At 67.0% G+C, this 22168-nt stretch carries 20 protein-coding genes and 1 pseudogene; 10 read left to right on the top strand and 11 right to left on the bottom strand.

All coding sequences use genetic code 11. The features are described from left to right. Positions 1-12 precede the first annotated feature (12 nt). The gene (locus QFZ36_RS10505; protein ID WP_306636202.1) at positions 13-1302 is read left to right on the top strand and encodes an MFS transporter; all 1290 of its coding nucleotides are present in this window, start codon (positions 13-15) and stop codon (positions 1300-1302) included. A 64-nt stretch (positions 1303-1366) separates the two neighbouring features. Here the strand turns inward: QFZ36_RS10505 and QFZ36_RS10510 are convergent, their stop codons facing one another. Continuing rightward, a complete protein-coding gene (locus QFZ36_RS10510) occupies positions 1367-2680 on the bottom strand; it encodes a CynX/NimT family MFS transporter (protein WP_306636203.1) in 1314 nt (437 codons plus the stop codon). Between the two features lie 302 nt (positions 2681-2982). Here QFZ36_RS10510 and QFZ36_RS10515 point away from each other — a divergent pair, with 302 nt between their 5' ends. Together QFZ36_RS10515 and trmB are read left to right on the top strand one after the other, a co-directional pair. Continuing rightward, the gene (locus QFZ36_RS10515; protein ID WP_306636205.1) at positions 2983-3243 is read left to right on the top strand and encodes a hypothetical protein; all 261 of its coding nucleotides are present in this window, start codon (positions 2983-2985) and stop codon (positions 3241-3243) included. A gap of 36 nt (positions 3244-3279) precedes the next feature. Continuing rightward, entirely contained in the window at positions 3280-4203 is a 924-nt protein-coding gene (gene trmB, locus QFZ36_RS10520; protein ID WP_306636207.1) for a tRNA (guanosine(46)-N7)-methyltransferase TrmB, read from the top strand. Between the two features lie 88 nt (positions 4204-4291). On the opposite strand, the gene QFZ36_RS10525 is transcribed toward trmB, so the two are convergent. Further along, the gene (locus QFZ36_RS10525) at positions 4292-4777 is read right to left on the bottom strand and encodes a hypothetical protein (RefSeq protein ID WP_306636209.1); all 486 of its coding nucleotides are present in this window, start codon (positions 4775-4777) and stop codon (positions 4292-4294) included. 161 nt (positions 4778-4938) lie between these two features. Here QFZ36_RS10525 and QFZ36_RS10530 point away from each other — a divergent pair, with 161 nt between their 5' ends. Both QFZ36_RS10530 and QFZ36_RS10535 read left to right on the top strand, forming a co-directional pair. Beyond that, positions 4939-5757: a DUF1206 domain-containing protein gene (locus QFZ36_RS10530; RefSeq protein WP_306639166.1), complete on the top strand. Its 819-nt coding sequence runs from the start codon at positions 4939-4941 to the stop codon at positions 5755-5757. Positions 5758-5820: 63 nt separating this feature from the next. Then, on the top strand, positions 5821-6324 hold the full coding sequence (locus QFZ36_RS10535; protein ID WP_306636210.1) for an SRPBCC family protein: 504 nt from the start codon (positions 5821-5823) through the stop codon (positions 6322-6324). 73 nt (positions 6325-6397) lie between these two features. Here QFZ36_RS10535 and QFZ36_RS10540 read toward each other — a convergent pair whose 3' ends face one another. Continuing rightward, positions 6398-7060, bottom strand: a complete 663-nt coding sequence (locus QFZ36_RS10540) for a zf-HC2 domain-containing protein (protein ID WP_306636212.1) — start codon at positions 7058-7060, stop codon at positions 6398-6400. Beyond that, positions 7057-7557, bottom strand: coding sequence for a sigma-70 family RNA polymerase sigma factor (locus QFZ36_RS10545; RefSeq protein ID WP_306636214.1), 501 nt, complete (start codon positions 7555-7557; stop codon positions 7057-7059). Before QFZ36_RS10545 ends, QFZ36_RS10540 begins: the two co-directional genes overlap by 4 nt. A 163-nt stretch (positions 7558-7720) precedes the next feature. On the opposite strand from QFZ36_RS10545, the gene QFZ36_RS10550 reads away from it, so the two are divergent. Next, entirely contained in the window at positions 7721-8281 is a 561-nt protein-coding gene (locus QFZ36_RS10550) for a COG4315 family predicted lipoprotein (protein ID WP_306636215.1), read from the top strand. Positions 8282-8330: 49 nt separating this feature from the next. Here the strand turns inward: QFZ36_RS10550 and QFZ36_RS10555 are convergent, their stop codons facing one another. The 3 genes from QFZ36_RS10555 to QFZ36_RS10565 all read right to left on the bottom strand — a co-directional run bounded on the left by QFZ36_RS10555 (position 8331) and on the right by QFZ36_RS10565 (position 10559). Then, positions 8331-9089, bottom strand: coding sequence for a hypothetical protein (locus tag QFZ36_RS10555; protein ID WP_306636216.1), 759 nt, complete (start codon positions 9087-9089; stop codon positions 8331-8333). Then, positions 9082-9660 (bottom strand): RNA polymerase sigma factor, encoded by a 579-nt coding sequence (locus QFZ36_RS10560; RefSeq protein ID WP_306636218.1) that lies wholly within the window; start codon positions 9658-9660, stop codon positions 9082-9084. Before QFZ36_RS10560 ends, QFZ36_RS10555 begins: the two co-directional genes overlap by 8 nt. Positions 9661-9878: 218 nt before the next feature. Beyond that, complete coding sequence (locus tag QFZ36_RS10565) at positions 9879-10559, bottom strand: protein tyrosine phosphatase (protein WP_306636220.1); 681 nt, start codon at positions 10557-10559, stop codon at positions 9879-9881. 203 nt (positions 10560-10762) lie between these two features. Between QFZ36_RS10565 and QFZ36_RS10570 the strand changes: the two genes are divergently transcribed. The 4 genes and pseudogenes from QFZ36_RS10570 to QFZ36_RS10585 all read left to right on the top strand — a co-directional run bounded on the left by QFZ36_RS10570 (position 10763) and on the right by QFZ36_RS10585 (position 16564). Further along, complete coding sequence (locus QFZ36_RS10570; RefSeq protein ID WP_306636222.1) at positions 10763-11371, top strand: DUF5655 domain-containing protein; 609 nt, start codon at positions 10763-10765, stop codon at positions 11369-11371. A 49-nt stretch (positions 11372-11420) separates the two neighbouring features. Then, a pseudogene (locus QFZ36_RS10575) lies at positions 11421-11702 on the top strand (hypothetical protein); the annotation flags it as partial. A 207-nt stretch (positions 11703-11909) separates the two neighbouring features. Beyond that, a complete protein-coding gene (locus tag QFZ36_RS10580; protein WP_306639168.1) occupies positions 11910-15431 on the top strand; it encodes a DEAD/DEAH box helicase in 3522 nt (1173 codons plus the stop codon). A 104-nt stretch (positions 15432-15535) separates the two neighbouring features. Then, the gene (locus tag QFZ36_RS10585) at positions 15536-16564 is read left to right on the top strand and encodes a glycoside hydrolase (protein WP_306636228.1); all 1029 of its coding nucleotides are present in this window, start codon (positions 15536-15538) and stop codon (positions 16562-16564) included. 130 nt (positions 16565-16694) lie between these two features. On the opposite strand, the gene QFZ36_RS10590 is transcribed toward QFZ36_RS10585, so the two are convergent. The 4 genes from QFZ36_RS10590 to QFZ36_RS10605 all read right to left on the bottom strand — a co-directional run bounded on the left by QFZ36_RS10590 (position 16695) and on the right by QFZ36_RS10605 (position 22164). Beyond that, positions 16695-17984: an ammonium transporter gene (locus tag QFZ36_RS10590; protein ID WP_306636231.1), complete on the bottom strand. Its 1290-nt coding sequence runs from the start codon at positions 17982-17984 to the stop codon at positions 16695-16697. Positions 17985-18291: 307 nt separating this feature from the next. After that, entirely contained in the window at positions 18292-19578 is a 1287-nt protein-coding gene (locus tag QFZ36_RS10595; RefSeq protein ID WP_306636235.1) for an allantoate amidohydrolase, read from the bottom strand. Between the two features lie 11 nt (positions 19579-19589). Next, a complete protein-coding gene (locus QFZ36_RS10600; protein WP_306636237.1) occupies positions 19590-20765 on the bottom strand; it encodes an FAD-dependent oxidoreductase in 1176 nt (391 codons plus the stop codon). Positions 20766-20775: 10 nt separating this feature from the next. Beyond that, complete coding sequence (locus QFZ36_RS10605) at positions 20776-22164, bottom strand: FMN-binding glutamate synthase family protein (protein ID WP_306636239.1); 1389 nt, start codon at positions 22162-22164, stop codon at positions 20776-20778. Positions 22165-22168: the final 4 nt, after the last annotated feature.

Genomic DNA, 22168 nt, shown 5'->3' on the forward strand with positions numbered 1-22168 from the left:
AAGAGAACTCAGATGACCACTATCGTCAACCCGCAGCGCACCGCACGGGCTGCACTGCGGAAAACCATCGTCGGGACCGGGATCGGCAATGCCGTCGAATGGTACGACTGGGCGATTTATGCAACCTTTACCCCCTTCATAGCCAGCCAGTTGTTCAGCAAGGCGGACCCGGCGTCGGCCGTTCTGTCCACGCTGGCGATCTTCGCCGTCGGCTTCGTCGCCCGGCCCTTCGGCGGCTTCCTGTTCGGCTGGATCGGCGACCGTGTGGGCCGTAAGACGTCCATGACCCTCGCGGTGGGCTTGGCGTCGCTCGGCAGCCTAATGATCGGCATTGCGCCCACCTTCGCCAGCGTCGGGGCGTGGGCGTCACTGATGCTGCTGGTGGCCCGGCTGGTGCAGGGCCTGGCGCACGGCGGCGAGCTGCCGTCGTCGCAGACGTACCTTTCTGAGATGGCCCCGAAGGAAAAGCGCGGCTTCTGGGCCACCCTGATCTACACCTCGGGGACCGTGGGCATCCTGTTCGGCACGCTGCTGGGCGCGGTCCTGAACATGGCACTGAGCACCGACGCCATGAATGCCTGGGGCTGGCGTATCCCGTTCCTGATCGGCGCGGCACTGGGGCTGTACGCCCTGATCATGCGGTCCCGGCTGCACGAAACCGAGGCGTTCGAGAGCGAATCCGCCGGCACGAAGCGTGCTCCGATTTGGCCGCAGATCGTCCGCCACCGGAAGCAGGCCCTGCAGGTCATCGGCCTGACCGTGGGGCTCACGGTGATCTACTACATCTGGGGTGTGGTGGCCCCTAGCTACGCCACCACTGCGCTGAAGATCGACCGCGGCGAAGCACTGTGGGCCGGCGTGGTCGGGAACATCGTGTTCATCGCGGCGCTGCCGGTGTGGGGCAAGCTGTCTGACAAGATCGGCCGCAAGAAGGTGCTGTGGTCCGGCGCCATCGGATCCGCCGTGATGCACTTCCCCATGACCTGGCTGCTGAAGGACTCAGCATGGCAGCTGGCCGTCAGCATGTCCGTGATGCTGATCTTCATCGCAGCGAGCGCCGCGATTGTCCCGGCCGTGTACGCGGAACTCTTCCCCACCAGTATCCGCACCGTGGGAGTAGGCGTCCCGTACTCCATCTGCGTGGCACTGTTCGGCGGCACAGCCCCGTACCTGCAGCAGTGGCTCGGCACCACCCTCCACGTGCCTGACCTGTTCAATGTCTACGCCGTGCTGCTGCTGGTGGTCAGTGCCGCGTTCGTATTCACCATCCCGGAGACGAAGGGCAAGGACCTCACCCACTAGTCTTCCCAGGCAGGTAGCAGCAGGTGCCGTCATGAGCTCATAACGGCACCTGCTGCTACCCGTTTCAGTTACCGACGAAACGGTTCCGTCCCGCCCGGTAGCCAAACAAGGCCGCGAGCAGCCCCACGGCCAGGAAAAGGACGCCCGCGGCGGTGAAGGATCCGGTGGCCTGGTGCAACTGGCCCACCATCAGGGTTCCCGTTGAACCCAGGCCGTACCCCACGCCCTGCATCATTCCCGAAAGGTGGGCTGCCGTGTGCCCGTCACGGGTGCGCAGCATGATCATGGTCAGCGCCACCGCGGTGAGGCTGCCCTGCCCGAGTCCCAAAAGACCTGCCCAGACCCAGACCAGCTCAAGCGGACCGAAAATGCTCAGCGCAAAGCCGCCGCCGGTCATCAGCGCCACCACCGTGTTGATGCCACGCTGGTCGCGGAACCTCGCAGCCAGCGCCGGCGCAAACAGTGAGCCGAGCATCTGCAGCACAATGCTGGCCGAAACGATCAGCCCCGCCGTGGCGCCGTCCACTCCCCGTTCGCGCAGGATCGGCGCCAGCCAGGCGAACACGCTGAAGGACATCATCGCCTGCAGCACCATAAAGATGGTGACCTGCCACGCAACCGGCGAACGCCACACGTTCACGCCGTCCTTCACCAGCTGGTGCCGCACGGCGCGCTGCCGGAGCGCCACCGGAAGGAAGAGCAAAAGCACGACGGCGGCAGGCAGCGCCCACAACCACAGCGCCAGGGTCCATTCCCCCGTCGCCGCATAGACAGGGTACGTAAAGCCCGCTCCCAGGGCGGCTGAAGCGCAGATGGCGGTGGTGTACAGCCCTCCCATTAGTCCCAGCCGGTGCGGAAAATCGCGCTTGACCAGCCCCGGCAGGAGCACGTTGCACAGGGCGATGGCGGCGCCGCAGGCAGCAGTTCCGGCCAGCAGGGCGGGTAGCTGTGACGGTCCTGCGGGGCGGAGCAGGAGTCCCGCCGTGAGGAGCGCCATCGCGCCGAGGAGGACGCGTTCGGGGCCGAAGCGGCGCGCCAGGACCGGGGCCAGGGGCGCAAACACGCCCAGCAGTGTCACCGGGACTGTGGTCAGGACCACCACGGCCCACCCGGGCAAAGCGGCGTGCGCCGTGATTTCGGGAAGCACGGCCGAGAAACTGGAGAAGACCGTGCGCAGGTTCAGGCCGATCAGGACCAGGCACAGGCCCAGGTAAACGAGGGCCCTTCGGCTTCCTACCTGTGTTGGTTCCGGGGCGGGAAGCTCGTCAATTTCCGCGTCCACCAGATTGTCCGGCCGGGCCGCGTTGGCAGGCCGGGGCTCCGCCGCCGGTTTCCCGGACCGCTGCCTTTTTGCCGCCGCATTTGTCGCTTCTGTCACCTGCCCATTCTTGCAGGACGCCGGCGGACGAAGTTATCCACATACGGCAGGTGGCGCCTACTGCGAAGGTCACGGCCTCCATAGGTTGGAACAACACACCCGCAGGGTTCAGCAGCGGCCTTCGGACCTATCTGAGGAGAACCATGGGCATCCCGCCACCAGATACGAACCGGCCAGTAGATGGAACAAAACCGCCCGACGGTCCCCCTGAAGCGGGAACCCGGGAACAGGGAACAGAGGGCTACGAGCGTAAAGCAACTCACAGCGTCACGATGGCGGTCCTTGCCATTCTCAGCATGATCGTGACTGCTCCATTGGCAGCGTTTGCCATGCTCGGCACTTATCCGTCCAGTGGCCCCTCACCTCTGCCTTGGGTGGCACCTTTGGTGTTCTTCAGCCTGCCCCTCCTGTTTGCTTTGCCCTCCCTGGCGCTGGCAATTTCCGTCATCAAGAACTCCCCGGATACGTCACCCGCCCGGTCATCGGCGGCGTTTGCCTTGTGCATCTCGGGGCTGGTCTTTGCTTTGGCCCTCGGGCCTGCACTGGACCAACTGGGGAACTGATGATTCCGCCCTCCGGCCGCCGGTATTCTGGAAGGGATGAGCGAATCCCCAGAAACCCCCCAGCCGCAGCATGTCCCCAGGCCGGTGACGCCCGGCACGCAGGCTTCCTACGGCACATACGGCGGGCGGCCGGTCAGCTTCGTCCGCCGCGGAACCCGCCTTCAGGGACGCCGGCAGGCGGCTTGGGAACTGCATGCCGAGCGGTGGGCGGTGAACGTCCCCCGGCACGTCGCCAACACCTCCGTCCACCCGGACTACACGTTTGATGCCGAGGCGGAATTCGGCCGCAAGGCACCCCTCATCGTCGAGATCGGATCGGGCCTGGGCGACGCCATCTGCCACGCCGCCGAGCAGAACCCGGACACCGACTTCCTCGCAGTGGAGGTCTACACCCCCGGGCTCGCCAACACCCTCATCAAAATCAACAGCCGCGGCCTGAGCAACGTGCGGGTGGTTGAGGCCAACGCTCCGGAAGTGCTGGCCACCATGCTTCCGGAGGGCTCCGTCAGCGAACTGTGGGTCTTCTTCCCCGACCCCTGGCACAAGTCGCGGCACCACAAACGGCGCCTGATCCAGCCCGAGTTCGCTGAACTGGCCGCACGAGCGCTGAAAAAGGGCGGCCTGTGGCGGATAGCCACCGACTGGTCCAACTACGCGGTCCACGTCCGCGACGTCTTGGCGGACTCCAAGGACTTTGAGAACCTGCACACCGGCGAGCGCCGCGGACCCGAAAGCCCGTTGACCCACGTGTGGCAGTCGGGCGTGGAATCAGTGGTGGGAGGAGCGCCCGTCCGGGAAGGCCGTGCACCGGTCAGCACGGAACACACCGGGCCCAACGAGGGTGTGGATGAAACGGGCGGCTGGGCGCCGCGCTTCGAGGGCCGGATCCGGACCAGCTTCGAGGCCAAGGCCCACGAGGCCGGGCGGCTGATCTTCGACCTCTGCTACCGCCGGCGGTAGACCCACCCGCCGGCAGACCGCGGCGCCCATCACGACCTCAGCCGTGGTTCAGCCCGTCAGGCCACGCTGATGGACCCGACGATCTCCTTCAGCATATCCAGCCTCGGCTCCCCCCGGGGTTGCTGTAAGGCCAGATGACCACCAAACCGATGAACCGCCCGCGTTCCCTCACGCCGACGGTTGCTGCAACCTTTCCCGAGCCGTCGGCGTCGTCATAGCCCACCACCACGGCGTAGGCGGCTTTGCCGGCCAGGTTGAGTTCGCCTTCGGTCAGTAGGGTGCCACCCCTCTCCTCAAGGTAGAAGCCGGACATCAGGTGCGCCCAGCCGTTGGCTTGCGGTGCGCCCCGGACGGAGGTGTCGGTGGGGACCTTGCAGTAGGTGGAGACGTTGGTGGTGGCCCGGCTCTCGGTTTTCACTTCCACTTCGCCCAGCTTGACGTCCAGCCCGGCCTCGTTGGAGGCCGTGACCACGCTGTTGACGATGTTGTTGTCCTTGTCCATGTTCAGCTCGAGCCCGCCCTTGCCGGACGCCTCGAAAGTCCGGCCGTCAAGGTTCAGCCGCGGCTTCAGCACCGCTGGATGTCAAACGCCTGAACCACAAGCTCCACACGCTATTCCACACAGTTCCCCCACTGGTTCGCCGGGACCAATTCCGCGTGGCACGATGGCGGTATACGGGGCACGCACCGTTCGCGCTTTGGCACCGGCACAAAGGAACAGCCATCAAAAGAGAACTGAAGCAGGCCGCGGACGCGGCAGAGGATGTCACCAACTCCCGCCCCCTGGAGCTGCTGGCCAGGGCAGGTTTTGCGGCCGGCGGCATCCTGCATCTGCTGGTGGGCGCCATCGCCTTCCGGCTGGCCAGGGGCGGCACAGGAAGTGCCGATTTCAGCGGCGCCGTGGCTGAGCTGGCCACCCAGCCTGCCGGACCCTTCCTGTTGTGGGCCAGCTTCGCCGCGTGCGCCGCCCTTGCCCTGTGGCAGGCCGGCGATGCCATCTTCGACTACAACCATCTCCAAACCAAGGAAAAGGTGGGGAAGAAGGCCAAGGCAGCGGCGCAGGCCCTCGTTTACGCGGGGCTTGCCCTGACGCTGCTGTCCTTCGCGCGCGGCACGGGCTCAAGCGGGGACAACCGGGAGAACATCAGCGACCTTACCGCCTCGCTGATGCGGGCTCCGGGGGGCGTGGTACTGCTGCTCCTGCTGGGCGCCGGCATTGCCGTGACCGGAGTGGCCTATGGCATCCGCGGTATACGGAAATCGTTTGTGAAGCAGCTGGCGATGCCGGGGTCCCCTGCGGCAAGGAACGCCGTCACCGTGCTGGGCGTAACCGGGTACGTCGCCAAGGGAATAGTGCTGCTGCTGACCGGCCTGCTGATCGCCATTGCCACCCTCGAGGCGCATCCCGAGGACTCCACAGGACTGGATGGCGCCCTCCGGGCGCTGCGCGACCAGCCCTTCGGCCTGTACGTCCTGGCGGCCGTGGGCGCGGGACTGATCTGTTACGGCGTCTACATGGTTGTCCGGGCGCGCCTGGCGAAGATGGTCCACTAGCTGCGCTCCGGGCGCGCGGCGGGTCCGGAACGGGCCCGCCCAAGGTGCGCATAGGGTTGGACCATGCCCCAGGTACGCGCAGAACGCTTCATCCGCATCGACCCGGACACCGCTTTCGCCTTCTCCCAGACCACCGGCACCTTCCGGCTGAAGTGGGATCCTTTCATCTCCGGACAACAGTTCCTGGGCGGCGCCGCCAGCGCGGGCAAGGGCGTGCGCACACGCACCCGCTCGCGCCTCGGCCTGACGATGGTCAGTGAGTACGTCTCCTATGCTCCGCCCAAAAACGTCGGCATGACCATGGTGTCCGGCCCCTGGTTCTTCGAAAACTTTGGCGGCGGCTGGCGGTTCACAGCCGACGACGGCGGCACGCGGGCAGTCTGGAAGTACACCTTCTCCTGCCGCCCGGCGTTGTTGCGGCCGGTGATGGAGCGGATCGGCCGCTGGCTGCTGGGCCGGGAAATCGAGAAACGGATCGAAGCGTTCGCCCGCGCCTGCGAAGACCCCGCCCTGGTTGCCGAGTTCCGGGCCCTGGAACCAGGCAAGGTGAACGGGAAGCAGCAGTAGCCCACGGGGCGTCCTTCAGGGCGCTGTATATTACGGCACAGTAAATTGGGGCACACTGATTACGGCCCTGTGATTACGGCACAGTGATCACGGCAACGGCTTGCTGCGTGCCGTCCCGCAGTTCCACACTGGAGATGCTGGCCAGCTGGATGGGTGTTGCCCCGGTGACCTTGACCCGGCCGCTGGGCGTGGCCGTCCAGGCACAGGCACGGTCCTCCCCGCCGGCACGGTCCCGGACCCACAGCGACAGCGTACCGTCGGCCGGGAGGCTGCTGCCGTTCACTGCCAGCTCCGTTCCCCAGGTTTTGCGGGCCAGGTCGATGCTGAACTGCAGGCCCCCGCCCGACTGGACCGAGTAGGTGGCGTCCGGCTGTGGGGCCCGGCCCAGCAGCGGACCTACGGCCAGGCCCACGGCGAGGCAGGCAGCGGCGACGGCGCCTGCCAGCGCCGCCCACCGCCGTCGTGCCTTACGACGGCGGTGCGCCAGTTCGGCGAGGAGGGCCACCGGGGCCGCAGCTGTTGGCGCGGCCGCCGCCGCCGACGGAACAACGGTAAGCGCCACCGCGTCCGGTACGGGAACGGCGTCCAGCAGTGCGGGCACCTTCTCCAGCCGGCCCAGTTCCCCCCGGCACTGCGCGCACTCACGAAGGTGGTCTTCAAAACTCTTAAGGTCCACGGCATCCAGCCCGCCCAGCAGGTAGGCGCCCAGCAGCTGGTGCGGTCCGGGAGCGCTCACCGGTCCACCCCCATCTCGTCCAGGATGGTCCGCAGGGCACGGACGGCATAGTACGCGCGGGATTTGACCGTTCCACTGGGAATATTCAGCTGCACGGCGGCCTCGTTCACTGTGAAGCGGCGGTAGTGCAGGGCCACCAGGACGTCCCGGTGTTCCCTGGTGAGGCGGAGCAGTGCCTCCTCGATCAGCACGCGGTTCAACAGTTCGTCCACCCGCTCCACGGCTTCAGCGTGCCCGTTGAGCCCGTCCCCCAGCGCTTCGGCCGGGCGGTGTTGGGCGCGGCGGTAGTTGTCAATCATGATGTTCCTCGCGGTCCGGAACAGGTAGCTGCGGAGGCTGCCGTTGACCTCGGGCGCGTGCTGCCACACCCGGAGCACGGTTTCCTGGACCACGTCCTCGGCAAGTTGGGGGTCCCGGGAGGCGCTGAGCACAAAGCGGCGGAGTGCGGGGCCGTGGTCACGGTAAATGGACTCCACCACGTCTTCGTCAAGTGGCATTCCAGGACCTCCAGTCCCAGCCTCTGCACGGCTGTTCCGCGCTTCCCTGCTGGTACCACGTCCGCAGCCGGGTTTTGGTTCATCGTGAACCATTCTTCACCCTGGTGCGTCGTATCGGTTAGCGTCCGGCGATTGGCGCCGGGCACTACCGAAGGAGCAACCCATGAAACAGCATGTGTTTGGGGCAGGCCTGGCCATCTTGGCCCTGACAGCGGCCCTAAGCGGGTGCGCCGGCGGCAGCGGAACCACTCCTGCGGCCACCAGCCCCGCTGCTGCGGCAAGTTCACCTGCAGCGTCGGCACCCGCATCGTCTTCAGCAAAGGCATCCTCAACGGCGTCCTCAACGGCGAGTGCAGGCGTTGACCTTAAGACAGGATCCTCAAGTTTGGGCACCATCGTGGTGGACGCCAAAGGCATGAGCCTTTATTACTTCACCAAGGACGTCAAGGATTCAGGCACCAGTGCCTGCACGGGTGGATGCCTGACCGCGTGGCCGCCGCTCACCACCACTTCTGCCACACCCAAGGTCGAAGGGGTCACCGGGAAGGTAGGCACCATCACAACTCCGGAAGGCGCAAAGCAGGTGACCCTGAACGGGATGCCGCTGTACTACTTTGCCAAGGACACCAAGGCCGGCGACGTCCTGGGCCAGGGGGTCAACAATGTCTGGTACGTTGCGGATCCGGCGGGCGAAATGATCACGAAGATGCCTGCTGCCGGCTAGTCACCGTCGGCGTTTGAGGCGGGCTTGGGTGATGTCAGGAAAGGTGACGTCAGGGAAGCGGGACGGCCGGCAACGTCCCCGGCAGGGGAACCTGAGAAGGGACCGGCACCTCCGGTGGCTTGCCGAGGCCGTTGGCGATCTGCCCGGGAACTGCCCCGGGCAGGGTTTCTGAAGCGGGGACTTCCCCGGGCCTCCCCGGGGAAGTTTGCTGGCCATGGGCAGTCTCCGCCGCAGCAGGATGGTCCGACGGCGGCGTGGCCGTCGGGTGCGCCGCTGCGGCGGGGTCCGCCGGGATCGATGCCGGGTCCCCCGGTGCAGAGCCCGCGGGCACTGTGCCGGGGACCGTGGGAACAGGAGCGGAGGGCTGCCCCGCCTGATCGCTGGCGGGAGCTCCGGCGGAACCGGTGATAAAGGAGGTAAAAGCCTGGTTGAGCTGGGTAAACGAGTCACGGATGCCCTGGTCAGATGCTGCGGCAACGGCACCGCCGGCGCCGAGCGATACCGCTACGGACAGGGTGGTGAGGGCAATCCGGCGCTTGGCCCTGCGGGCCGCGAGTTCGTCGCGGGGAGCCGGATTTGCCTGCACGGCGGGCACTGATGCTGCTTCGGCAGCGCGGGATGTGATGGCACCGGCGCCGTTGGCGCCTGCCATCAACGCCAGCAGTTCGGCAGAGGGCTGCGGCGCTGCTGTGCCCAGCGCCTGGAGCTCCAGGAGGACGGGGCGGAGCTGGCTGTCGCCGCCAAGCTCTGCTTCCAGCAGCAGCTGGTCCACTGCCGCGCCACGGTGCAGTCCTGCGGTGTCACTCATGGTTTGCCTGGTTTCTTTTGAGCGTCTGTGCCTTGAGGTTGTGAAGGGCCCTGCGTTGAAGCTGTTTGATGGCTCCCTCGCTTTTGCCCATAATGCCGGCTACCTGTTCGATGGACAGGTCCGCCACCACGCGCAGGGCCAGCACTTCCTGGTGTTCGTCGCTGAGCCCCTCCAGCAGTGCTTCGGCCGCGCCGTTCAGCTCCACTGCGTGGTCTTCCGCCGAGGGCGTGCTGCGGCGGTCCTCCTGCGGGTCGTAGGGAGTCACCCAGGGCCTGCTTTCCAGCCGCCGGTAGTGGTCCACCATCCGGGCGTGGGCGATGGCGAAGAGCAGTGACTTTGCGCCCTGCAGCCCGCCGCTGAGGCCGCTGATCTTGGGGAAGAAGGCCAGGAACACGTCCTGGGTGACCGCTTCGGGATCGTCCACGCCGCGTGCCTTGAGGTAACCCAGCACCGGGCCGGCGAAGGTCCGGTAGGCCACGCCGAAGAGCGCTGCCGGGTCGGTTCCGGCGGCGTCGTCGAATATGTCGATCTGTTCTTGGGCCAAAGTGACTGGCACCAGCGGCTCCTCCATCCCGGGACGGGCAAGGCCTGTCCCGGTTTACGCGGCGGTCTGCGGGTCCCTCCCGGACTGCCCGGCTGCCTTCAGGCGGGCGGGCCCGGACTGCATGTCCGGGTGCCGTTTCCGGGCGCCATTTCCGGGTGCGGGTGGTGATCTTGAAGATCGGGACTGCCTTACTGCGGGAAACGGAACTTGTCCCGTTTCCCGCAGTACACACTAGCTAAGCCCGCCTAGCGGACCGAAACGGAGGGTGCGTCCACAACGTGGCCGGCTTGGCCGGGAACGGCGGGAACTGCAGGTACGGCAGGAACTGCAGGCTCGCCGTCGACACCCGGGACCGCGGGGACTGCCGGAACAGCAGGCAGCTCAGGACGCTCCGCGTCAACAGCGGCAGAACCGGTTGCTTCGGCACCGGCCTGTGCGGCGGCGTCAGCCTGGGCCGCGACGTCGGTGCAGAAGGATTTGATGTTTGCCTCACCCTGCGCTGCGATGGCCAGCGAGGAGAAGCCCTCGGAGGAAGCGTTCAGGCCCCCGCTGGTGAACGCCGTGCAGAGGCCGAGGGATGCGGCGCCGGCTGCATCAACGGCGGTGCCGGCTGCAGCCGAGGCAGAGGCCTGGGCGGCGATGTTCTCGTCGGAAACGGTGGCGTCTCCGGCTGCTTCGGCGTCTGCATCAGCGGAGGCGTTGGCTGCAGTGTCCGCCGCGGCGTCCGCGGTGGCCTGGCCTTCGGTGGCTGCTTCTGCGGCGAGCTTCGGGGCCGGGGCGCCGAAGAGGTCGTGGGCGCTCTGCTGTGCTTCGGTGGGGAGAACACCGGAAACAGCAGCGGCTCCGGTTCCGCCGACGGCAAGGGTTCCGGCTGCGAGGACTCCGGCGGCGACTTTGCTGGTGGCGAGAACGGTGAACAACGACATGAGAAACTCCAAGATCTAGACAACACTTTCGGTTCGGGCCCTGCGAGCGGACCCATCACCTCCTACATCGCAGGGGCAGGCGGAAAGGTTACGGCTGTGCAGAATCTTTTTTCGTAGCCCTCTGCAGCAGGCGTTGCCCGCACCGGCCAGGAGGCGGGTGCCGCCAGCCAGGAGGCGGGTCCGGCCGGCGCTACGATCGAGGCATGCCTACAACCCCCGAGCCGCAGAAAAAAGCCGGCACCTGGCAGCTGATGGTGGACAACAACAAGGCCCTCCTGGTCCGGAAGACCGGCCAGGACACCGCACATTGGGCCGGGAAGGCCCGCGCCGCCGGCATCCACAACGACGGTGAGCTCCGCCGCTGGATGCGCGACGAATTCGGTGTGATCGGCTACGCCCAATATGCAGTGTCCTGGGAAATGTTCGGCTACCCGGACTTTATGCTCCGCGACGCCGATGAACTGATCGACGGCCAGTACGCCAACCACCCGCATCTGAGGCCCATCGCCGATGCGCTCCTGGCGTGGGCCTCTGCCACTGACGGGGTGGGGATTCAGATGCGGAAGGGCTACGTGTCACTCCACAGCCGGCGGCGGAAGTTCGCCCAGGTCACCAGGACCACCAACAACGCAGTGGACGTGACCCTCCGGCTCGGCGCCGCTGTGCTGGATCCCCGTATGGAGGGCAGGATCGACACAGTCAAGACCCGCGCCGATGACCCGTTCATCCGCCGGGTCCGGCTCACGTCAGAGGACCAGGTGGACCACGAACTGCTGGAGATCCTGGCAGCCGCCCTGGATCAGAACAGCTGACGGGGCGCCGCTGCAGAGTTCGCGGATGATGATTTCGAAGTCGGGGGCGTTCTCCGCAGGCAACCCGGAGCTCAAGCCGGCTTCCTGGAAGATCGGCTACAAGCCCATTCCTGGCGACGGAGAGCCTGTCTTCGGTGAACTGGAGAAGGTGCCTGGATGCTTTGTGGCGTTCACGCACTCGGGGGCCACGCTCGGACTGATCGCCGGCGAACTGCTGGCCGGCGAAATCCTCACCGGGTCCCGCCACCCGATGCTGGAGACCTTCCGGCCGGAGCGGTTCGTGCAGCCTGCCAACAACCAACCTGCCAACACCCGGTCGCCCAACCGCTAATCCCCCCACGCGAAGTGCGCGGCCGCGGCCGTGGTGCGCTGTTGATTCCCGACGGCAGCACCACGGCCGTTCTGTTCAGGCCCTGTCTGTCCTGCCTTCCGCCCTCGGGGACCCGCGGCACGCCCTCCCCCGCAGGCGAACTAAGATGGATCAGATAACCAACCACCGGCCCCGCCCCGCCGCGGCCTGTTGAAAGTAGCGCGCACCATTCCATCCCAACCGGACGAAAGTACGGCACTGGCAATACAGACCCCCGCCATCAACGACCGTTCCCTGGCGGCCGGACTGGCATATGCCATGGGCAGCCGCGTCTCCGGCATCTCGTTCGACGCCGCCACCGGGCTCATGCTGGGCAAGGTCCGCGGCGGTGCTGACATGCCCTATTCCACCACCGCCAAACTGGTCCGCAAGGCCGGCGGCTGGAGCTGCACGGTGGGGGTGTGCAGCTGCCCGGTCCGGAAGGACTGCAAGCACGTGGCGGCGCTGCTCTTCGCGGCAGAGGACAACCCTGCCACCCGCGTCCAGCTGCTGTCACCGGGCACCGCCACCCAGACTTCGCGTGAGCCGGCAGTGGCCGTCTCCGATTGGGAAAAAGCGCTCAGCCCCCTGATCTCCCAGCCCGGGGCTGCACCCTCCACCAACGGCGTGCCGCTGGCACTCCAGTTCGAGATCGAAGAGCCTGCCCCGCACTTCTCCTACACAGGGCGGCGCGATCCGCTCCGCAGCGTCCGCCAGCTTAAAGCGCGCCCCGTGATCATGGGCACCAAGGGCAAGTGGATCCGCGGCGACGTCTCCTGGAACACCCTGAACTACCTGAACTTCCGCCGCGAGTGCAATGAATCGCACGTGGAGTGGATGCAGGAGTTCCTGGCCGCCCACTCCGCCTCGGCCGGCCGGATGCAGAACTCCTCAGGCCTCTGGCTGGGTTTAAACACCTACTCCGGTAAAAACCTGTGGAGCCTGCTGGCGGAGGCCCGGAAGATCGGGCTGGCACTCGTTCACTCCAAGGGCAGCGACCAAGTGCGGCTCGCGGAGTCCCCCGCCGCCGTCGGCCTGAACCTGGGCCGTTACGGCACCCCTGTGAATGAAAGCCCGGTAACTGAACCCGCCCCGGGTCAAGGCACACCAGCCAAGGAACAGGCCTCCGACGGCGGCCTGGAGCTGGCGCCCACCATCACCGTGGAGGGGGAAGAGGTTGATCCGGCCGCCGTGGGAACCATCGGCCGGCCCGCGCATGGCATCTTCTTCACGTCCGGGGAAGCCTCCTTACCGGGGGTCCCCGACCCTGACGGCGTCATCACGCTGGCACCGCTCGAGGGCGGCCTGAGCGAGGAACTGCTGGCGTTCGTCACCGCCGGGAGCACCCTGCACATCCCCGCCAAGGACGAGACGCGCTTCCTCACCGGCTTCTATCCCAAGCTCAAGCAGGCGGCCCGGGTCACGGCCCGCGACGAGTCTGTTGCCCTGCCTGCCCTGGCAGTCCCCACCCTCTCGCTGCTGGCCAACTACGCCGCCGACCACCGGGTCCGGCTGCACTGGGAGTGGCACTACAAGACAGGAAACCTCGTCACCGCCCAGCCGCTGTGGCGGCACCCCGGCGACCACGGCTACCGCGATGACACCGCCGAGGCCCGCATCCTCGAGGGCATCGGCCGGCCCTGGGAAGTGGTTCCGGCCCTGGGCGAATCCGCCACCGGGGGCTGGGGCACACCCCGGCTCGCCGCGTCCGTGGAGCTGAAGGGCCTGGACACACTGGCCTTCACCGAGGAGGTCCTCCCCCGCCTGCGCGAGGCCCCCGACGTGGACGTGGACACGGTGGGAGACATCGCCGACTACCGCGAGGCCGAGGAAGCGCCGGTGGTTTCCATCTCCACCAAGGCCACCGAGCAGCGCGACTGGTTCGACCTTGGCATCCAGATTTCGCTGGAGGGCCAGCCGGTGTCCTTCGCCGCAGTATTCTCGGCGCTCGCAGCGGGCCAGACCAAGATGCTGCTGCCCAGCGGCGCCTACTTCTCCCTCGACCTGCCCGAGCTGCACCAGCTCCGGGCACTGATCGAGGAGGCCCGCTCACTGCAGGACAACAAGGATGCGCCGCTGCAGATCAGCCGCTTCCAGGCCGGCCTGTGGGATGAACTGGCGCAGCTGGGAATCGTGGACGAGCAGGCAGCAGCTTGGCGCTCGGCGGTGGGCGGCCTGCTGGAGGGCGGCGTTGACGGCCTGCCGCTGCCCGCCACCCTGAACGCGGACCTCCGTCCCTACCAGCTTGAAGGCTTCAACTGGCTCACCTTCCTGTACAAGCACAGCCTGGGCGGGATCCTCGCGGACGATATGGGCCTTGGTAAGACTGTGCAGGCGCTCGCGCTGATGTGCGCCGCCAAAGATCTGGCCCTTTCGGCCGCTGCCGAGGGTTCCGGCACCAGCGCGGGTTCCGGCCCTTCAGGTTCCGGCGCACCAGGGCCTGGCGCTTCAGGGTCCGTGGCCGACGCCGGAGCTCCCTTTTTGGTGGTTGCCCCCACCAGCGTCGTGGGCAACTGGGCGTTGGAAGCCGCGCGCTTCGCGCCCGGCCTGAAGGTGCACGCGGTCAGCGAGACCTTCGCCAAAAGCAGCCAGCTCCCGGCCGAGGCACTCGCCGGCGCGGACATCGTGATCACGTCGTACGCCCTGTTCCGGATCGATTATGACGCCTACGCGTCCCGTGACTGGGCGGGCCTGGTGCTGGACGAGGCGCAGTTCGTGAAGAACCACCAGTCCAAGGCGTACCAGTGCGCCCGGAAACTGCCCGCGGCCTTCAAGCTGGCCATCACGGGCACGCCGCTGGAGAACAACCTCATGGAGTTCTGGGCGCTGACTTCCATCGTCGCGCCCGGCCTGTTTTCCAGTCCCAAGCGCTTCGCGGAGTACTACCAGAAGCCGGTGGAGAAAAACGGCGACAAGGGGCAGCTGGACAAGCTCCGCCGTCGGGTCCGTCCACTGATGATGCGCCGCACCAAGGACCAGGTGATCAAGGACCTGCCGCCCAAGCAGGAGCAGATCCTGGAAGTGGTGCTGAACCCGCGCCACCAGAAGGTGTACCAGACGCATCTGCAGCGGGAACGGCAGAAGATCCTGGGCCTGATCGAGGACGTCAACAAGAACCGGTTCACCATCTTCCAGTCGCTGACCCTGCTACGGCAGCTCAGCCTGGACGCCTCACTGATTGATCCGGCGTTGTCGTCGGTCCGGTCGAGCAAGCTGGACGTGCTGTTCGAGCAGCTGGAGGACCTGGTGGCCGAGGGCCACCGCGCCCTGATCTTCAGCCAGTTCACCGGGTTCCTGGGCAAGGTCCGGGAGCGGCTGGACGAGGAGAAAATCGAGTACTGCTACCTCGACGGCGGCACCCGCAACCGTGCCGACGTGGTCAGTGAGTTCAAGAACGGCAGCGCGCCGGTGTTCCTGATTTCGCTGAAGGCCGGCGGTTTTGGCCTCAATCTCACCGAGGCCGACTATGTGTTCCTGCTGGATCCGTGGTGGAACCCGGCCTCGGAGGCGCAGGCGGTGGACCGGACGCACCGGATCGGGCAGGCGCGGAACGTTATGGTCTACCGGCTTGTGGCCAAGGACACGATCGAAGAAAAGGTCATGGCCTTGAAGGCCCGGAAGTCGCAGCTGTTCGCCGACGTGATGGAGGGCGATGCCCTGGCCGGCGGTGCCATCACGGCCGAAGACCTGGCAGGGCTGTTCCAGGAGTAGCTCCGGAATCTGCGCAGCGCAGGTGCGTTTGCGCGTCCTCTATCCGCCTATGCTGGTATCCACAACAAAACTATAACGTTGGAGAAATGGTGCCAAAGGACAGCGTGCAGCAGGACCTACCGGAAGCGGACCAGCTCGCCAATCAAGCCCGCGCTTCACCGGCCCTGCCTCCCCTGCGCGCGGACGCCTTTACCACCCCCTACCGCGACCCCGTCTGGGACGGCCCCACCGACCCGGTCCTGGTCCCGGACCACCTCACTGGCGAATGGGTGCTGTTCTACACCCAGCGCCGCGCCTCCGCTCCTGGCCTGACCGGCGTCGAATGGGTGCACGGCACGGCGATCGGAACGGCAAGGTCCTCCGACGGCGGACTCAACTGGACCTACCAGGGCACCGTGGACGGACTCGTCCCGCCGGACACCGAACTCCCGGCAACCCTGTGGGCTCCCGACGTCGTACGGATCGGTGACCAGTGGATCATGTACCTGACCGTCCTCGGCGGGGCGCGAACGGACTGGACAGGGACTGCGTCCATCGTCCAGTTCGCCAGCCGGGACCTGGTCCAGTGGGAGTACCTGGGCACCGTTGACCTGGCCTCGCCCCGCGTCATCGACGCCGCCGTTGCCCGGTGCGGGGACGGCCGCTACCGGCTCTGGTACAAGGACGAAGCCCGCGGATCCAATACCTGCAGCGCGGTCAGCGATACCCCGGCGGATCCGTCGTCGTGGGTTCTTGAAGGGCTGGCCATCCCGGGCCGCCCGCATGAAGGGCCCAAGGTCTTCCGGCTCGGGGGAACGTTCTGGATGATCGTGGACGAATGGCGTGGCCAGGGCATCTACCGCTCAGAAGACGCCGCAGGAGGCTGGATCCGGCAGGAACACCTGGGCGGACTCATCCTTACAGCGCCGGAATCCGTGGAAGGGCGTCCCGTCGTCGGACGCCATGCGGATGTGGTCCCCCTCCCCGGCAGGGAAGGTGGCAAGGAACGCGCCCTCCTGGTCTATTTCACCCACCCGCACTGGGGCGGCGAAGACATCGACACCATGGCGCCGGATCCCCGGACCCGCCTCAGCCACATCCTGGCGGCGGTGCTCGAGGTCAGCGATGGCAATCTGGTCTGCAGCGGGCCCTGAACCGCAAAAACAGCACAAGACAAAGGGCCAAACCTTGGAACTATAAGCCAGCTGCTGCTGGCACCGGTCCAAGGTTTAGCCCTTTGCCTGACTCGTATCCCGGGCGCCCCCACCCGGAATTCTTTAGTGCCTAGACCCGCTGGGGCGAACCGAGCTCCACCGGATCTTCGTCCGTGAGGTACGCCAGCTCGGAGTGCGCGGCGAGGTCGATGCCACGCAGCTCGTCCTCGGGCTTGATGCGCAGGCCAATGGTCTTGTCCAGGATCTTCGCCAGGACCCAGGTGATGCCGAACGAGTAGGCCAGGACGGAGACTGTTGCCAGCGCTTGGACACCCAGCAGCTCCAATCCGCCGCCGTAGAACAGTCCGCTCACACCGTTAGGTGCAGCTTCCGTCGCAAACAGGCCGATCAGCAGGGTGCCGAGGATGCCACCCACCAGGTGGACACCAACGACGTCGAGCGAATCGTCAAAGCCGAGGCGGAACTTCAGCTCAATGGCCAGGGAGCAGACGGCCCCGGCGATGGCGCCGATGGCCACCGCACCGAGCGGGCTGACAGCACCACAGGCCGGCGTGATGGCAACCAGTGCAGAGATCAGGCCGGAGGCCGCCCCCATGCTGGTGGCGGCTCCATGGCGGACCCGCTCAACGAGCGCCCAGGCCAGGAGGCCGGCGGAAGCAGCAACAGCGGTGTTCAGGAAAACCACCGACGCTGACTGTCCGGCGGAGAGAGCGGAACCGGCGTTAAAGCCGAACCAGCCCACCCACAGCAGGCCTGCGCCCACCAGCACCAGCGGGCGGCTGTGCGGCTTGGCGTGTTCCACCTTGGGCCAGCCGGAGCTCTTGCCGAGGACCAGGGCCAGGGCCAGGGCGGCGGCGCCGGCGTTCATGTGCACCGCGGTACCGCCGGCGAAGTCGATGGCCTTGATGCCGCTGGCGATCCACCCGCCAACGGTGCTGCCGTCGGCGGAGGAGAAGGCGAACACCCAGTGCGCGATGGGGAAGTAGACGATGGTGGCCCAGATGCCGGCGAACAGCATCCAGGCGCCGAATTTCATGCGGCCGGCTGCGGCTCCGGCAACCAGCGCCGTGGTGACGCAGGCGAAGAACAGCTGGAACGCTGCGAAGAGGATTACGGGGATAGAGGCGCTCTCATCAGCCGCAAGCAGCTGGCTCATACCGGGGAATTCCGTGACGTCCCCGATCAGCCCCACGCCGCCGACCGAGTTTCCGAAAGCCATCGAGTAGCCGAAGAGCGCCCAGAGGACGGCCACAAGGCTGGCGCCGCCGAAGCACATCATCATCATGTTGAGGATGCGGCGCGAGCCCACCATGCCCCCGTAAAACAGGGCCAGGGCGGGGATCATCATACAGACCAGAGCGGAACTGGCCAGAATCCAAGCGACATTTCCCGAATCCATGGGAAACCCCTTTCGTGATGCGAAGAGAGAACGGTAAGTTGCCGTCAGAGCCGCTCCGTTGGGAGGGACGCGGGGTCTGGTCCCACGTTCAGCGGAGGGTGGCTGTTGCCGTCGTGCTCCAACTGTATGGCGGCCACTTTTGGGTAGGTTTCCGGCGTGTTAAATGATGGTTTCAGTCGTTCACGCCCGAGTTTCAGCAGTCCCACTGATTCCAATAGCCCTACCGGCATCAGCCGCAACGGAAGAGCAGCCCGGGAGGGCAGCAGCGGCTGCGGCGGGGAGCCGGGCGGGACGTACGACGGCGGTCCTAAACGATGGTGCGGGCCTTGCCGAGCAGCCCGGCGAGGGAGTCCGCCAGTGCCACGGCGCCTTCCTCCGCATCCCAGTCCTCCACCAGTTCGTCCGGCGAGTGCGAGACGCCGGTGGGGTTCCGGACGAACAGCATGGCAGTAGGGACGTGCCCGCCCAGCACGCCCGCGTCGTGTCCCGCCCCGGTGTCCAGGACCGGCGCGGCGGGAAGCAATTCCTGCAGCCGGTCCCGCAGGCCGCCGTCGAAGTGCACTGTGGGACTCAACGATTCCGTGGTCAGGCTGGCCAGGCAGCCTTCCTCCGCGGCGAACATCCCGCTGTTCAACCGGATGGCCTCAACCAGGGCCGCGGTGACGGAGTCGTCCGGGTGGCGGACGTCAATCCACAGGTCCACGCGCGAGGCAATCACGTTGGTCCCGCCCGGAACGGGTTGGACCCGGCCAACGGTGGCCCGGGCGTCCCGGTACTTCCTGGCCGTATCGCGGATGCTGACCATAATCTTGGCAGCAGCGATCATGGGGTCCTTGCGGCCGGCCATGAGGGTGGTCCCGGCGTGGTTTCCCTGCCCGGAGACGCTGAGCTTCCAGCGGCCGTGGCCCAGGATCGAGGAGCCGATGGCCACGGGCTGGTTCAGGTCGATCAGCCCCCGGCCCTGCTCCACATGCAGCTCCACAAACAGGCCCAGCTGCTGGAGGGCCTTGTAATCGGCGCCGATGAGCCGGGGATCCTGCCCGTTCGCGGCGGCGACGTCAGCATAGGTGTTGCCGTCCGGGTCCTTGAGCCGGCGGGCCTTGTCCGGGTCCAGCTCTCCGGTCAGAAGCCGGGAACCCAGGCAGGCCACGCCGAACCTCGAGCCCTCCTCCTCTGGAAAAACTGCGATGACCAGCGGCCTTCGGGGGCGGAGCCCGCGGGCCTTCAGGATGTCGACGGCGACCAGCGCCGAGGCGACACCCAGCGGGCCGTCGTACGCGCCGCCGCCCGGGACGGAATCGAGATGGCTGCCGGTAGCAACAGCGTCCCGCCGCGTGCCAGCGGAGGTGTCCCACCAGGCCCAGATGATGCCGTTGTGGTCCGTATGGACGTCAAGGCCGCGCCGTTCCGCCTGCTCAATGAACCAGCTCCGCAGGTCCGTTTCCGCACTGGAGAAAACCGGCCGCGAATAGCCACCCCGCGATGCATCCCTGCCGATGGTGGAGATGTCCTGCAGCAGGCTGGAAACAGTGGAGGCACTGGTTCGGGCAGAAGGCAGCGCATCCGCTGTGGGTACTGTCTGTGGAAGGCTCACTGGTATCCGTTCTATGTGGTCACAGCTGTTGAAGACGCGGTCCGGAACCGGCCGGGAACATTCCCGGCACCGGTGGCCAGGTCCGCAGCCCATTGGCCGATCAGCGGCGCAAACTTGGCGCCGTGCCCGGAGCACGGCGACAGAACCGTGACGTTGTCCGCTCGGTCGATGAGGAAGTCCTCATTGGGCGTGTTGGTGAACAGGCACGTGGTTTCGGCGTACGGTTCCGGGTCCAGGCCGGGAAGGTAGCGGCGCACGTAATCCACCACCCGGCGGCGGTTGGCCGGGTCCACTTCTCCGGTCTGTTCCGCGGCCGACGGGATGAGCCTGCCGCCGTTGTACTCGGCCACTTTCTGCCCGGCATGGCCGGCGTCCCGTCCACCGGGAAGGCCGTAGGCCTGGATCTCTGCGGCCTTGTGGATGAACGTCGGCCAGCCCCGGGCACCGGGGGCGGTGGCACCGGCCGCAGCGCCGCCGTCGTGATCCCGGTACTTGAAGTGGAACGCCTGCTCCTGCCGGACAGTGATCTCCGGAAGCCCCGCCAGGAAACCGGCCGGAAGGGACAGCTGCCCCAGCAGGCCGGGGAGCCAGCCGCCCGCACTGATCACCACGTTGCCGGCGTCCACGGTTTCACCCGTGGAAGAACGGAGCCGGTAACCGGCGCCCGTCCGCTCCACGCTCTGCAGCTCCCAGCCCGTCACCAGCCGGGCGCCATGGCCGACGGCGAGGTTCACCATGGCGTTGACGGCGCCTTCCGCGTCAATCACGCCGGCGCCGGGGTGCCACAGAACCTCGGTATCGAAGGCGATCTGCGGCCAATGCCGCCGGGCCTCGGCAGCGGACAGGAGTTCGTGCTCGATGCCTTTACCGGCCAGCACGGAGGCCAGCAGCCGGGGATTGCGCTCCGGGCCGTAATCCACGGCGCCGTAGGGAGTGATCAGGGAGGTTCCGGAGGCGTCGGCCATCCCGTCCCACAGTGCCTTCGACTCCAGGACGGCCCGGGTATAGAAGGCGTCCGGGTAGGCGTAGCGGAAGATCCGGGCGGAACCGTGGGAGCTGCCATCGTGGCTGGCGGGGACATTGCGTTCCAGGAGGGTGACCTGGTGCCCGCGGGAGGCGAGCTGCCAGGCGGTGGCGGCACCGGCCAGGCCGGCGCCCACCACTACAAAGTCTGACGAGTCTGTCACGGGCAACGCCCTAGCCTGCGCCGGGGATCCAGCTGGTGCCGGCCAGCGGCACCCGCGCCATGGCTGAAGCCTCGATGGTCAGCGCCACCAGGTCCTCAGGCTCCAGGTTGTGCAGGTGCGACTTTCCGCAGGCCCGGGCGATGGTCTGGGCTTCCATGGTGAGGACGCGGACGTAGTTGGCCAGCCGCTTGCCCGCAGCTACCGGATCCAGCCTGCCCGCGAGTTCCGGGTCCTGGGTGGTGATGCCGGCGGGGTCCCGGCCGTCCTGGAAGTCATCGTAGAAGCCGGCGGCGGAGCCCAGGGCGGAGTATTCGGCGGCGTAACGGGGGGCGTTGTCGCCGAGGGCGATCAGCGCCGCGGTGCCGATGGCCACCGCGTCCGCGCCCAGGGCCATGGCCTTGGCGACGTCGGCCCCGGTGCGGATGCCGCCGGAGACGATGAGCTGGACCTTCCGGTGCACCCCGAGTTCCTGCAGGGCCCGGACGGCCTGCGGGATGGCGGCGAGGGTGGGGATGCCCACGTTTTCGATGAACACCTGCTGCGTGGCGGCGGTTCCGCCCTGCATTCCGTCCACCACCACGACGTCCGCGCCGGACTTCACGGCGAGCGCGGTGTCGTAGTAGGGCCGGGAGGCGCCGATTTTGACGTAGATGGGGGTCTTCCAGTCGGTGATTTCCCGCAGTTCGCCGATCTTGATTTCCAGGTCGTCCGGGCCGGTCCAGTCGGGGTGGCGGCTGGCGGAGCGCTGGTCAATGCCTACAGGCAGGGTGCGCATGCCGGCCACACGCTCGGTGATTTTCTGGCCCAGCAGCATGCCGCCGCCGCCTGGCTTGGCCCCTTGTCCCAGCACGATTTCGATGGCGTCGGCCTTGCGCAGGTCATCCGGGTTCATGCCGTAGCGGGACGGCAGGTACTGGTACACCAGGTGCTTGGACTGGCCGCGCTCCTCAGGGGTCATGCCGCCGTCGCCCGTGGTGGTGGAGGTGCCCACCTCGGACGCGCCGCGCCCCAGCGCCTCCTTGGCGTTGGCGGACAGTGCGCCGAAGCTCATGCCGGCGATGGTCACCGGGGTCTGCAGGTGCAGCGGGCGGGTGGCGTGCCGGTCGCCTAGGACGACGTCGGTATCGCACTTTTCGCGGTAGCCCTCCAGCGGGTAGCGGGACATGGAGGCGCCGAGGAAGAGCAGGTCGTCAAAGTGCGGGACCTTGCGTTTGGCGCCCCAGCCGCGGATGTCGTAGACACCGGTGGCGGCGGCGCGCTGGATATCGGCGATGGTGGCACGATCGAAGGTGGCGGACTCGCGCAGGCCCAGGGCTGCGATATCAGGCGCAGCCAGGTTCTGTGCAGGAAGGTTCTGTGCGGGCGCTTCAGCGGGCAGGGGTACTGAGGTGATGGTCATGGGG

Source organism: Pseudarthrobacter siccitolerans, assembly GCF_030823375.1.
Lineage (GTDB): Bacteria > Actinomycetota > Actinomycetes > Actinomycetales > Micrococcaceae > Arthrobacter > Arthrobacter siccitolerans_A.